Annotated in this window: 10 protein-coding genes; 8 read left to right on the top strand and 2 right to left on the bottom strand. The window is 36.8% G+C overall.

Features of this window, described 5'->3' with window-relative positions:
* Window positions 1-58 precede the first annotated feature (58 nt).
* Complete coding sequence (locus ACYQZV_RS02830; RefSeq protein WP_459892983.1) at window positions 59-2,089, bottom strand: heavy metal translocating P-type ATPase; 2,031 nt, start codon at window positions 2,087-2,089, stop codon at window positions 59-61.
* 77 nt (window positions 2,090-2,166) lie between these two features.
* Here ACYQZV_RS02830 and ACYQZV_RS02825 point away from each other — a divergent pair, with 77 nt between their 5' ends.
* From ACYQZV_RS02825 to ACYQZV_RS02795, 7 genes are read left to right on the top strand one after another with little or no spacing between them, the layout of a single operon-like run.
* Complete coding sequence (locus ACYQZV_RS02825) at window positions 2,167-3,015, top strand: glycine--tRNA ligase subunit alpha (RefSeq protein ID WP_459892981.1); 849 nt, start codon at window positions 2,167-2,169, stop codon at window positions 3,013-3,015.
* Window positions 3,012-5,024, top strand: coding sequence for a glycine--tRNA ligase subunit beta (gene glyS, locus ACYQZV_RS02820; RefSeq protein ID WP_459892979.1), 2,013 nt, complete (start codon window positions 3,012-3,014; stop codon window positions 5,022-5,024). The genes ACYQZV_RS02825 and glyS overlap by 4 nt, the downstream gene beginning before the upstream one ends.
* Window positions 5,025-5,027: 3 nt before the next feature.
* Window positions 5,028-5,834 (top strand): 2-amino-3,7-dideoxy-D-threo-hept-6-ulosonate synthase, encoded by an 807-nt coding sequence (locus ACYQZV_RS02815; protein ID WP_459892977.1) that lies wholly within the window; start codon window positions 5,028-5,030, stop codon window positions 5,832-5,834.
* A gap of 14 nt (window positions 5,835-5,848) precedes the next feature.
* On the top strand, window positions 5,849-6,631 hold the full coding sequence (locus ACYQZV_RS02810; RefSeq protein ID WP_459892975.1) for an enoyl-ACP reductase FabI: 783 nt from the start codon (window positions 5,849-5,851) through the stop codon (window positions 6,629-6,631).
* A gap of 11 nt (window positions 6,632-6,642) precedes the next feature.
* Window positions 6,643-8,091, top strand: a complete 1,449-nt coding sequence (locus tag ACYQZV_RS02805; RefSeq protein ID WP_459892973.1) for a molybdopterin dinucleotide binding domain-containing protein — start codon at window positions 6,643-6,645, stop codon at window positions 8,089-8,091.
* Between the two features lie 16 nt (window positions 8,092-8,107).
* Window positions 8,108-10,525 (top strand): pyruvate, water dikinase, encoded by a 2,418-nt coding sequence (gene ppsA, locus ACYQZV_RS02800; RefSeq protein WP_459892970.1) that lies wholly within the window; start codon window positions 8,108-8,110, stop codon window positions 10,523-10,525.
* A gap of 16 nt (window positions 10,526-10,541) precedes the next feature.
* Complete coding sequence (locus tag ACYQZV_RS02795; RefSeq protein ID WP_459892968.1) at window positions 10,542-11,561, top strand: DHH family phosphoesterase; 1,020 nt, start codon at window positions 10,542-10,544, stop codon at window positions 11,559-11,561.
* Window positions 11,562-11,616: 55 nt separating this feature from the next.
* Here ACYQZV_RS02795 and ACYQZV_RS02790 read toward each other — a convergent pair whose 3' ends face one another.
* Entirely contained in the window at window positions 11,617-12,711 is a 1,095-nt protein-coding gene (locus ACYQZV_RS02790) for a DUF4382 domain-containing protein (protein ID WP_459892966.1), read from the bottom strand.
* 77 nt (window positions 12,712-12,788) lie between these two features.
* Between ACYQZV_RS02790 and rfaE2 the strand changes: the two genes are divergently transcribed.
* Window positions 12,789-13,268: a D-glycero-beta-D-manno-heptose 1-phosphate adenylyltransferase gene (gene rfaE2 / locus ACYQZV_RS02785; protein ID WP_459892964.1), complete on the top strand. Its 480-nt coding sequence runs from the start codon at window positions 12,789-12,791 to the stop codon at window positions 13,266-13,268.
* Window positions 13,269-13,552 lie beyond the last annotated feature (284 nt).

Raw genomic sequence — 13,552 nt, 5'->3', positions numbered from 1 at the left:
TCCTTACTTATATTATAAACAGCAAAATTGTTTCTGGCTTTTAATAAAAATTAAAACATTACATATTTTCTATTCTAGAAGAGTTGTAAACAACGCTTACGCTACTTATAATCATGAACACCGCTGACCATATTGGTTGGATAAGACCAGCCATGGCTATCGCAATGCCGAAGGTGTTGTAAATGCTAGCCCATATAAAGTTTGTGTATATTATGTTTTTTACCTTTTGAGAAAATCTTATAATCCAAGGTATAGCTTTTAAGTTTTTGTTAAAAAGCAAGATACTAGCGGATATCCTAGCTACGCCAGAAGCGTTTGCCACCGCCACACTTACATCGCTTACACTCATCGCCAAAGCATCGTTTATACCATCTCCCACATACATTATCTTTGAACCTTTGGCTTTTTTATCCATTACAACACGCTGTTTGTCTTGAGGCTTTAAAGACCAATAAACTTCATCGAAGATGTTAGAAAGCTCCTCCACAAAAGCCTTTTCATCCCCAGAGATAAGCCCTACTTTGTAACCCATATCTTTTAATCTTTTTACAGCTTCTAAAGCGTTTTCATCTATCTTTTGTTTAAAGTAAAGCACTCCTTCAAGCTTACCATCCACAGATACGTATACGCAAGAAACGTTTTCTTTACAGCTTAGATTTGTTATGCCGCTTTTTTCCATAAGCTCTTTTGAGCCTATTTGCCATTTTTTATTTTCTATAAAAGCCTCAATACCATAACCGGGCAATATTCTTACTTTGCTTGGTTTTAAAAAATCCCCTTGGTAGTGGTTTAACAGGCTTTTAGCAATAGGATGTTTTGAATAGTTTTCAATGGAGGCTACCTTTTTAATAAAATCTTTTTCTTCGCCAAACTGCTCATATCCACTGTACTCCAAATTTTCTAACGTTATGGTGCCAGTTTTATCAAACAACACTTCGTTTATATACCTAACGTTGTAAAGAGCCCTTAGATTTTGTAAGATTATGCCTCTTCTTGCCAAAGCGTTGGCAGCGTTCCACAAAGCTAAAGGAGCAGCCACGTTAAAAGCGCAAGGACAAGCTATCAAAAGCACTGCCAAAGAGCTCATCAAAGCCTTATCAAAACCAGATTTATAGTACCAAAAGCCAAAGGTTATAATAGAAAGGGTCATAATGGTAGGCACAAATATCGCTGAAATCTTATCCGCTATATTTTTCTCTGGTGCAAAAGAGAGTTTTGCAAGCTCTATATTTTCTATAATTTTGTTTATAGTGTTTGAGTTAAAATCGTTTATAGCTTTTATTAAAAAAGTTCCGTCTATACTAACGCTACCAGCATAAACGGTATCGTTTTCAAATTTAGCAACGGGTTTTTGTTCACCGGTAAAAAAACTCTCTTTTACAAATCCTTGTCCTTCAACAATTATACCATCCACTGGTATTATCTCGTCTGGTTTTACTCTTACTATATCTCCTATTTTTACCTCATCTATTCGTACGGTTTTCTCAACGCCATTTTCTACAACGCTAACATAGCTTGGTAAAAGGTCTTTCACCTCACCTATACTCTTAGCAGCTCTATATCTACCAAAAGCCTCTATAAACTTTCCAAAAGCCGACAACGCTACTATCATAGTGGCAGTTTCGTAATACGGGGTGCCAACCCCCATGATGGTAGAATAAATTGATATGCCGTAAGCAGAAAAAGCGCCTATTGCTATCAAAAGGTCTGTGGTGATAGATTTTCTCAAAAGCGCTTTTATAGAATTTACAAGATAGTCAAAACCTATAAGCGCCATAACGGGGGTTGACAGAAGTAGTAAAAAGTAGTTTGTAAGCCTCACTATAGGGTCATGGGAAGTTTTTGAAACATCGCCACCGTATATGGTAAAAGAAAGCATCATCACATAACCAGCCAAGAAAAAGCTTATACCAAACTTTATAAAAAACTTTTGAACACTTTGAGAGGTTTCGTTTCCAGAGATTTTATTTACAAGATAACACCCAGTACAGCAAAACTCCCTATCTACACCTTTTACGTTGAAAACAATAGGATTACCAGATATGCCTATGCCACATTGATAACATCTATGAATAGAGGTTTCTTCCATTCAATCTGATTTTAAATGTTAAATGAGCTTTTGTCAATGGTATAATAGTATATTGAGAAATTTTTACGGAGGATTTCGTGTATTTTCAAGAGATAATACTTAATTTACAGGATTTTTGGTCTAAAAACGGATGCGCTATAATGCAAGGCTATGATATAGAAGTAGGGGCTGGGACAATGAACCCAGCTACTTTTTTGAGGGTGCTCGGAAAAAAACCTTTTAACGGGGCTTATGTAGAACCCTCAAGAAGACCAAAAGATGGAAGGTATGGAGAAAACCCAAACAGACTACAGCATTATTTCCAATTTCAAGTGATATTAAAACCAGCCAAAGAAAACTCCCAAGAGCTTTATATTAAAAGCTTAGAAACCCTAGGCATAGACCCACAACTTCACGATATAAGGTTTGTAGAAGATGACTGGGAAAGCCCTACGCTTGGTGCTTGGGGGCTTGGATGGGAAGTGTGGTTGGACGGTATGGAGATAACCCAGTTTACCTACTTCCAACAAGCAGGGGATATAGACTTGGACCTTATAGCTTGTGAAATCACCTACGGGCTTGAACGTATAGCGATGTATCTTCAAGATGTTGACAACGTGTTTGATTTAAAATGGAACAAAGACATCACCTATAGAGATATATATTTTGAGTTTGAAAAAGAGTGGTCTATATACAACTTTGAAAAATCAAACCAAGATAGACTTTTTAAGCTTTTTGAAATATACGAACAAGAGGCAAAATATCTCATAGAAGAAAAGCTTGTATACCCGGCTTACGACTATGTATTAAAGTGCTCTCACACCTTCAACCTTCTTGATGCAAGGGGGGCAATATCGGTCCAAGAGAGAACCAACTACATAAAACGTATAAAACATATGGCATCTCAAGTAGCTTCTTTATACATACAAAAGGAGAACAACCTATGAACGATATACTTTTGGAACTTCAAACGGAAGAGCTTCCTTCCTTGTTTTTACTAAAAGCCAACGAAACACTAAAAGATATAACGGAAAACTTCCTAAAAGAGAAAAACATAGAAGCTAACCACCTTATGATAAAGGTATTTACAACACCAAGAAGAATAGGTATTTTAATAGAAAATTTACCAGATTACAACAAAAAAGAAGAAATCCTTGTAATAGGACCTCCTTACGATGCTTGTTATAAAGATGGTCATCCCACAAAAGCTTTAGAGGCTTTTCTCAAGAAAAACGACGCTTCTTTAGAAGAGGCCTTTAAATATGAAAAGCAAGGCGGGGTGTATATAGCTATAAAAAAACAAGTGGGCGGTATATCTATAGAAGAGCTTTTCAAAGAGTTTCCAGATTTTGTGATAAAGTCTTTGACCTATAAAAAGATGATGAGGTGGCACAATTCTTTTGTTAAGTTTCCAAGACCTATAAGAGACATAGCTCTTCTTTTAAACAATAAACCTATACCCCCCTATAAAAACACCTCAAGAGGCCACAGGTTTTTGTCTACAGAGTTTGTTATAGAAAACGCCAAGTCTTATGAGGAGCTTTTAAAAAAGCATTTTGTGGTACCTGCTTTCAAAGAGCGTAGAAATATTATATTGGATTTGGTTTTATCAAAAGCCAAAGAGCTAAACATAAGCCCAGAATACGAAGAAGAGCTTATAGATGAAATCACAAACTTGGTAGAGTATCCATACCTTGTGGTAGGGGAGTTTGAAAAAGAGTTCCTAAGCTTGCCAGATGTTGTCATTAAAACTGTGCTTGCCCATCATCAAAAGTTTATCACCACAAAAAAAGAAAGCATTACAAACATATTTTTTGGCATTTCAAACATAGAAGATAAAAAAGGCTATATAAAAGATGGCTATCAAAAGGTAGTGAGGGCAAGGCTAAGGGATGCCGTGTTTTTCTACAACGAAGACTTGAAAAAACCCTTTGAATTTTTTGTAGAAGAGCTAAAAGGTATCATGTTTCATCACAAACTCGGTACAATGTTTGACAAAACCATGAGGCATGTAGCTTTGGGAGAATATTTGTCTTTGGCTTTTAATATAAAAAAAGATGTATTCTTAAAAGCCTGCAAACTCTCTTTGTTTGATATAGCCACAAACATGGTAAAAGAGTTTGACGAACTCCAAGGCTATATGGGAATGATATATACAAAAGCCAAAAACGAAGAGGAAGAACTATCCAAAGCTCTTTTAGAACAGTATATGCCAGACAAGATAGAAGGTACCCCATCCACAAAAACGGGAGTCTTGCTTGGTATTATAGTAAAATCAGACAACATAGTATCTTTGATAGGGGCTCATGAAATCCCAAAAGGCACATCAGACGCTTACGGCATAAAAAGAAACATATACGGTATTATAAAAACTATCTTAGAGCACGATATCGATATAGATTTAGAAGGGCTTTTCCAAAAAGTTTATGAGCTTTTAGAAAACAAATCAAAGCTCCTTAACTACGAAGAAATCATTACGCATATAAAAAACCTCTTTAGAGCAAGGCTAAACACATACTTTGAAGAATATCCCTACGATATAGTAAGGGCGGTGTTGGAAGTAGAAGACCCTCTAAGGGTAAAAACTATAAAAAATAAAGTAGAGCTTTTATCCTCCAACAGAGATATAGTAGAGAACATAGCAAGAGTGTATAAAAGAATAAGAAAGATTTTACCTAAGGATTTTACACCAAAGGATATAAAGGTAGAGCTTTTTGAAAGCGATTTAGAAAAAGAGCTTTACAAGTTTTTAGAAAATCTTCAAAAAGAGCTATCCAAAGAGTTTTTAGAATGCATAAATGACAATAAAAAGATAGTGGATGAATTTTTTGATAAAATACTTGTTATGGCAGAAAATATGGATATTAGAAACAACAGGCTTAGTTTGCTTTATAATGTCTATAAAAGCCTAAAAAACATAGCTGATTTTGAACATATTGTTATAAAGGAGGCATAAAAAATGAGCATTGGTAAAAAAATAAGGCTTGAACGCATCATCAACAGAGAAACTCAAAAAACCATCATAGTACCAATGGATCACGGGGTTAGTTCAGGACCTATAGAAGGTCTCGTGGATATGAAAAAAACTATAGATGCAGTGTCAAAAGGCGGCGCAAACGCAGTTTTGATGCACAAAGGGCTTGTAAAGGCAGGACATAGGGGCTCTGGCAAAGACATAGGCCTTATAATACACCTTTCAGCCTCCACAGACCACTCACCCACAAAAAACGACAAAGTGTTGGTATGCACTGTAGAAGAAGCCATAAGGCTTGGAGCAGATGCCGTGTCTATACACGTCAACATAGGAGCACCGATGGAAAGGGAGATGTTGAAAGATTTTGGTTTTATATCAAGGGTTTGCGATGAATGGGGGATGCCGCTTTTAGCTATGGTATACGCAAGAGGTCACGAGATAAAACCTCAAGACCAATACGATAAGACTTTTGTAGCCCATTGTGCAAGGATAGGAGAAGAGTTGGGAGCAGATTTGGTAAAAGTACCCTACACAGGTGATGTAGAATCTTTCAAAGAGGTAGTAAGAGGTGCACATATACCTGTGGTGATTGCAGGGGGACCCAAGATGAAAACTGAAAAAGATGTACTTGAGATGGTAGAAGGTGCTATAAAAGCCGGAGCGGCTGGGCTTTCTATTGGAAGAAACATATTCCAAGCCAAAGACCCAGAAAAGATAACAAGAGCCATGTACATGATAGTGCATGAGGGCAAGACCGCAGAAGAAGCTTCAGAATTTTTACATAAAAGTTGAATTAGGAGAGTCAGATGATATTAAAAGGTAAAAAAGCTCTTATAATGGGTCTGGCAAACGACAAAAGTATAGCTTACGGTATTGCTAAAAGCTTTAAACGAGAAGGAGCCGAGATAGCCATAAGCTACGCTGGCGAATCTGTGAAAAAGAGAGTGATGCCTATAGCAGAAGAGCTTGGCACTGAACTTGTTTTTGAATGCGACGTATCAAAAGATCAAGACATAGAAAACCTCGCCAACAACCTAAAAGACGCTTGGACCAATATAGATATAGTAGTACACTCAATAGCCTACGCTCCAAAAGATGAGTTTAAAAATGGTGTTATAGATACCACAAGGGCAGGTTTTGGCATAGCGATGGATATATCAGTTTATTCTTTTATAGCGGTGGTAAGAGCTTTTTCAAGCATCATGAACGAAGAAGGAGCTTTCTTGACCCTATCTTACTACGGCGCCCAAAAGGTGGTACCTCATTACAACGTCATGGGTATAGCAAAAGCAGCTTTGGAAAGTGCTACAAGGTATTTGGCTTTTGATGTAGCAAAGAAAAATCAAAGGGTAAACTGTATATCGGCAGGTCCTATAAAAACGTTGTCCGCATACAGCATAACAGGATTTCACCTTCTAATGGAACACACAGTAAGGGTAAGCCCTTTAGGAAGACATGTAACCATAGAAGAAGTGGGAGATACAGCAGCGTTTTTATGTAGCGAATGGGCAAGAGGTATAACAGGCCAAACCATATATGTAGATAGCGGCTATAGCATAATGGGTGTTTCTGATAAAGAAGAAGAGTAAGAGGATATATTTTGCTGGGGTCTTTAAGCTCAAAAAACTTTGATAAAGAACTAATAGGTCATTGTATAGGTTGCAATTGTGGGTGCAAATTTATAGCTTACATAAAAGATAATAAGATAGTAGATGTTACAGGACATCCTTCCGATAGGCTTGGGATGGGTAGTTTCTGCACAAAAGGTATAGCCCTTGTCCAAGAACTTCCTTTCTCGGAGTTTAGGTTAAAAGAGTCAAGCAAGTCCAATATAGATTTAGATAAAGATATAGGAATATTTGTAGATAGGTTTTGTACCGAAGAAGAGCTTCAAAGGGCTTTTTCTTTTACAGAGAATATATATTCAAACATGCTTTACGTTGAAAAGCCAAAAACTATAGATGTAGAAAACATACCTGATAAAAAAGTAATCCTAAACATATCAGAACCCTCTTACTCCGATGTAATGCTCTCAAGATGGATTATAGATGCAAAGCAAAAAGGAGCAAAAGTCTTTTGTACTGGTGCAATATTTACTAATATAATGTTTAAAGCAAACTATAAAAAGTTGATAGAACCTAAATATTTTTTAAGCTTTTTAGAGGATATACAAAATGCCTTTTTAAAAGGCTATCACGAAGATGAATTTATAAACAAATTTACTACATTTTCTACAAAATTAGGCAATGCTCTTATCATAATAGAAGACAGTTATATAAGGATAGATAGAGATTTTGTGTTGGGATTTTTAACACACATGAAAGAAGCATACGGTATAGATTATATCATCACTGGTAATATAACCCACTGGCCCGTAAAAAGCATAAAAGAACATTTAAAAGACATAGAAAATCACAATTTTATCGTAAACGTAGGAGACATGTTTAGATATATACCAGATAACAAACTAGAGAGCTTTTCCAAAAAAGATATATTGACTATCTCTCATATGACAAACATGAGCGTAAACTTATCAAAATATTATCTTCCAAGAAAGTTTTTTATAGAGATGGATTTTACTAAGAAAACAGCGTTTTTGGATATAAGCGCCAAAAAGCTCTTTGAAGATGAAAACTCTTATACGCTTCGTGATATATTACCAGATGTAGCTAAAAATATTTCCAATATTAAAAGCTCAAAATACGAGCCTATAAATTTAGACGATTATACACTTTTTGTGGGTAACAGCACAGTAGATGATATGGGACATTATTCAAGATGGCTTCATGAGATAGAACCACATCAATACATATATATAAACAAATCTTTGGCAGAAAGTATAAACACAACAGACGGAGAGCTTCTAGAGATTACCACAGAATATGGAAAAGCTATTTTCAAAGTAAAAATCTCTGCAAACATACCAAACAATACATTTTTTATATCCAATGGCTTTGATGAATACCAACCCTTTTACGAAGGCGTAAGACAAGGGGTTTTAGCTATTGACAAAAGTTTTGTACCGGTGGTAAGATATAGAAAGGTGTAAACTTAGGAGGTCTTAAATGAGTAAAAACTTAGAAGGTAAACTGGTGGTTTTCCTGGACGAGGTAGGTATTGACGATATACCTTACGTTGGTGGAAAAAACGCATCTTTGGGGGAGATGATAAGGCATCTAAAACCAAAAGGAGTAAATGTACCCTATGGTTTTGTGGTAACTGCCGAAGCTTACAGATATTTCATAAAGCACAACAACCTTGAAGAAAAGATAAAAGATACCCTAAAAGATTTAGACCCGTCAAACTTAGAGCAGCTTGCTAAGAAAGGCCATGCTGTAAGAGAGATGATAAGAGCTGGTGATTTTCCACAAGATTTAGAAGACGAAATAACAAAAGCTTACGAAAAATTATCTCAAATGTATAAAACACACGCGGTGGATGTGGCGGTGAGATCTTCAGCTACAGCCGAAGATTTGCCGGATGCCTCTTTTGCGGGTCAGCAAGATACCTATCTAAACGTAGTAGGAGCTCAAAATGTACTTGTAGCCGTTAAAAATGGTTTTGCATCGCTTTTCACAGATAGAGCAATATCCTATAGACATTCTCACAACTTTGACCACTTTAAGATAGCCATATCCATGGGCGTACAAAAAATGGTCCGCTCGGATTTAGGCGCTTCAGGGGTTATGTTTACCATAGATACAGAGAGTGGCTTTAAAGATGTGGTAGTTATAAACGCTATCTACGGTCTTGGAGAGATGATAGTCCAAGGTATGGTCACTCCGGATGAGTATATGGTGTTCAAGCCAACCCTCAAAAAAGGCTTTTCTGCTATCATAGAAAAGAAGCTTGGCAAAAAAGACAGGAAAATGATATACGGCGTTGGCTCTGATAGGGTAAAGATAATAAACGTACCTCAAAATGAGCAAAAACTCTATGCTTTAAACGACGACGAGATACTTACCTTAGCCAAATGGGGCATAGAAATAGAAGAACATTACAAAAAACCTATGGACATAGAATGGGCAAAAGACGGCAACGACAATCAGCTTTACATAGTCCAAGCAAGACCAGAGACGGTTCAATCAAGACGCCAGCAAAACAAACTTGTCGTATACGAAATAAAAGATCCTCTCGAAGAAAGGATAAAACATAGGATATTAAGCGGTATAGCTGTAGGAGATAAAATAGCTGTAGGCACAGTAAAAGTAATACACAGTATAAACGAAGCTTCTGATTTCAAAGAAGGGGACATACTGGTCACAGATATAACAGACCCAGACTGGGAACCTATAATGAAAAAAGCCGGTGGCATTATTACAAATAGAGGCGGTAGAACTGCACATGCAGCTATTGTAGCAAGAGAGTTTGGTGTCCCAGCCGCCGTAGGCACTCAAAAGGCAACGGAAGTACTAAAAACCGGTATGAAAGTGACCCTTTCTTGTGCTGAAGGAGAAACCGCATACGTATACGACAAAGAGCTAAACTTTGAATCAAAGGAGATAGATTTATCAAACATCAAAAAGCCAAAAACCAAAATAATGATAAACGTGGCAGACCCAAGCTCTGTGTTTAGATATGCAGCCATTCCAAACGATGGTGTAGGCCTTGCCAGAGAAGAGTTTATCATAGCAAACTACATAAAGGTACATCCTTTGGCTCTTATAAACTTAAATGAAGTAAAAGAAAAAGATCCAGAGCTATACAAAGAGATAGAAAATATAACCTTTGGTTACGACAACAAAGAAGAGTACTACGTAAAGAAGCTTTCTTACGGTATAGCGAAGATTGCAGCAGCTTTTTATCCAAATCCTGTAATAGTTAGGTTTTCTGATTTTAAAAGCAACGAATATGCAGGGCTTTTAGGCGGTAAGTATTTTGAGCCAAAAGAAGAAAACCCGATGATAGGCTGGAGGGGTGCCTCAAGGTACTATTCAGATAAGTTTAAGGTAGCCTTTGGACTTGAGTGCAAAGCGATACTAAGGGTTAGAAACAAAATGGGTCTTGACAACGTGAAGGTGATGGTACCATTCTGTAGGACTCCTCAAGAAGGCGCAAAAGTGTTAGAAACCATGAAAGAGTTTGGGCTTGTAAGAGGGGAAAACGGGCTTGAGGTTTATGTAATGGCAGAGATACCAAGCAACGTAATATTAGCAGACCAATACGCAGAGATATTTGATGGATTTTCTATAGGTAGCAACGACTTAACCCAGCTAACCCTTGGCATAGATAGAGACTCTGATTTGGTGGCACATCTTTACGACGAAAGAAATGAAGCAGTCAAAATTATGGTGGCAAATCTAATAGACGTAGCCAAAAAAGCCAATAGGAAAGTAGGCATATGTGGCCAGGCTCCAAGCGACTTTCCAGATTTTGCTCAGTTCTTAGTAGAGAAAGGTATAGACAGCATTTCCCTAAACCCAGACTCAGTTTTTAAAACTATGCTTGCTGTCGTAGAAATGGAGGAAAAATTGCATAAATAATATATATGAGGTATTTATGGAAAAAGTTGTTCCTCTTGCCAAAAAGCTTTTAGAAGAAAATGGAAGCATACTCTTGGTTTGTCATGAAAATCCAGACGGTGATACATTAGGTAGCGCTTTGGCTCTATACATATTTTTGAAAAAATTAAATAAAGATGTTTATGTGTTTTGTAAAGACAACATTCCTAAGTTTGCTCAGTTTTTACCAAAAGTAGATGAAGTCCTTCACCCAAAAGATTTAGATGGAAAATTCTTTGATTTGGCTATTATAGTAGATGCCTCTGGTTTTAAAAGAGCTAACTTTGAAATATCATCAAACTGCAAAGCACGTATTGACCATCATGTGGGCGGGGATTTTTACGGACTTTACGATTTTGTAGATTATTCTTACGCTTCTACTACCCTTTTGGTTTATGAGCTTTTAAAATACATAAACAAAGATCTTATAGACAAAGACATCGCCCTTTGTCTTTACACTGGACTTTGCACCGACACGGGATTTTTCAGATACTCAAACACTACAAAAGAGGTGTTTGATGCAGCATCATCGCTATGCTCTTACGGCGTAGAACCAAACTACGTATGGAAAAACTTTGGAGAAAAGGAGAGTCTATCCAAACTAAAACTTATAAGCAAAGCCTTAGAAAACCTCGAGATATTCCATAGCGGGAGAACCGCCGGCATCATCATAACTCAAAGTATGCTTGAAGAGACTGGGGCTCTTTACGAAGATACAGAAGGGCTTGTAAACTATCCAAGAAGGTTAGAAGGTGTTTATGTGGCTTTTGCCATGATAGAAACTAAAAAAGAGGATGGAACTACATTCTGGCGGGTGTCTTTAAGAAGCAAGGAAGAATTTGTAGATGTATCCAAAATAGCACAGCGTCTTGGAGGCGGTGGTCATAAATATGCCTCTGGTTGTAAATTATACGATGACATGCATACATCTTTATATAGGCTTTTAGACAGCATAGCCTTAGAAATAAACACTATAAACAACAACAAAGAGCTTACTCTTGAAGAGATAAAAGTTTAAATATTTTTTAAAAAGCCCCAAGACAAAAGCCTAGGGGCTAAATATATAAATCTAATCAATCGTTGTCATCTTCTAACATAAGGTTTCCAGTATAGTATATGTTAGATGAACAGTTTGATACATTACATATATTTACATCAAGTAGATAACTGCTACCTATCGTAAACGAAGACCAAGTCATAGAAGTTGGATAGATTGTTGGATTAAACAGTGGTATCGTGACAAAATTGTTATCTTCTCTTGATAGTGTTAAAGAGTTGTTGGCATAGCCTTGATATACACCACCTGCTGTTTGAGTTATAATTGAGGCAGTACATATGTTGTTTGTAAAGCTACTACATACCACAGCCACCTTTAAAGAGTTAGAAGAAGCACTTTGAAGTAGCGTATAAGAGCTTGTGGGCATAGTAGTATAGCTTACTGTATATACGTTGTCATCTTTTACAATGCTAAAAGCTGTTGTTGACAAATTGCTTATATATCCTCTTAATCTTAGCATAGCATCAGATGGCTCGTTTTCATTTTCCATGGTTATCGGTCTTGTAGCAAAGCTCACTGTACAAGGTGTAGTATTAGTGTTTATATAGCTATTTCTTAAATCAAAATCAATATCTACATAAGAATTTGTGCCAGATAACGCACCTATATCACCAGTCATATCGAGTAAGCATGTAGAACCGCTTGTGCAGTTTACAGTGTTTGGCAGTGTAACGTTTGGATTGGCATTTGGATTGTAAGAGGTAAGCGTACACATAGTAGAACTATAGGTTGGTGTAATAACGCTAACAGTGTTTGAAAGGATTATATCAAGTCTATTGTAGGCGCTGTCGGATGGACAGGCGGTGGTACTTATATACTGGGCAATACCTGACAAGCTTGCAAGGTTTATATAAACTGGTGTAGAACTGCTAAACAAAACACAAGCGTTACCATCACCTGTGTTTGCAAGGGATATGCTATATATACCCACTGTAACGTTTGGATATTTTGAAGCATCATCTTGTATATAAGCACTCGTTGTAGTAAAGCCACTGCCAGAGCTAGATGTAGAAGCCGAGCCACCGCCTCCGCCACCGCAAGCGCTAAGAAGCACTCCAAAGCTAAGGATAGCAATTGCCATACTACCTTTCTTAAGTATAGTGCTTTTCATATAAAACACCTCCTAAAATTTAGATTATCATACAATAAAAGATATTAAAATAAAATGAATACTGTATAATATATGAAATGATTTACAACTTAGAAGAGGCAATAGGGAAAATAAAAGAGCACAGGGCAAAAAACGAAAAGATAGTTTTTACCAATGGATGCTTTGATATAATACACGCTGGACATGTAAAATATTTAAACATTGCTAAAAGCTACGGAGACATCCTCGTGGTAGGATTAAACTCGGATGATTCTATAAAAAGGATAAAAGGTGAGAAAAGGCCAATAGTACCCCAAGAACAAAGAGCCTATGTACTAAGCCAACTAAAACCTGTAGATATGGTAATAATCTTTGATGAAGATACGCCTTATAATCTTATAAAAGCTATAAAACCAGATATCCTCATAAAAGGAGCAGATTGGAAAATAGAAAATATAGTAGGGGCAGATATAGTTTTATCAAATGGCGGTAGTGTCAACACTGTAAAATTTGATTACGATACATCCACTTCAAAGATTATACAAAAGATAGTAGAGCTTTACTGTGAAAAGCCTTAAAAAAGTTGAAGCCCTACACATCAAATTGTGTAAACCAGTTCTACCATCAATCCTTATGTATGAGTTGCTATACATTGTTATAAGTATACCACACGCTAACGTTAACGCTTAAAAAATATACCAAATCAATAAACCGTGGCAGACTTGTGAACCGTGGCAGACTTGTGAACCGTGGCAGACTTGTGAACCGTGGCAGACTTGTGAACCGTGGCAGACTTGTGAACCGTGGCAGACTTGTCACCTCATTTCCAATGTTATGTGAGTTCTTCCTAAGCTTTTAACCA

Source organism: Hydrogenobaculum acidophilum, assembly GCF_054656715.1.
Note: the sequence above shows the minus strand (reverse complement) of the source record. Positions and strands in the feature narration are given on the sequence as shown.

Bases quoted from the DNA above. Each gene is read 5' to 3' on its own strand.
- ACYQZV_RS02830 (WP_459892983.1), bottom strand. From the start codon at position 2,089: ATGGAAGAAACCTCTATTCATAGATGTTATCAATGTGGCATAGGCATA.
- glyS (WP_459892979.1), top strand. From the start codon at position 3,012: ATGAACGATATACTTTTGGAACTTCAAACGGAAGAGCTTCCTTCCTTG.
- ACYQZV_RS02815 (WP_459892977.1), top strand. From the start codon at position 5,028: ATGAGCATTGGTAAAAAAATAAGGCTTGAACGCATCATCAACAGAGAA.
- ACYQZV_RS02810 (WP_459892975.1), top strand. From the start codon at position 5,849: ATGATATTAAAAGGTAAAAAAGCTCTTATAATGGGTCTGGCAAACGAC.
- ppsA (WP_459892970.1), top strand. From the start codon at position 8,108: ATGAGTAAAAACTTAGAAGGTAAACTGGTGGTTTTCCTGGACGAGGTA.
- ACYQZV_RS02795 (WP_459892968.1), top strand. From the start codon at position 10,542: ATGGAAAAAGTTGTTCCTCTTGCCAAAAAGCTTTTAGAAGAAAATGGA.
- ACYQZV_RS02790 (WP_459892966.1), bottom strand. From the start codon at position 12,711: ATGAAAAGCACTATACTTAAGAAAGGTAGTATGGCAATTGCTATCCTT.
- rfaE2 (WP_459892964.1), top strand. From the start codon at position 12,789: ATGATTTACAACTTAGAAGAGGCAATAGGGAAAATAAAAGAGCACAGG.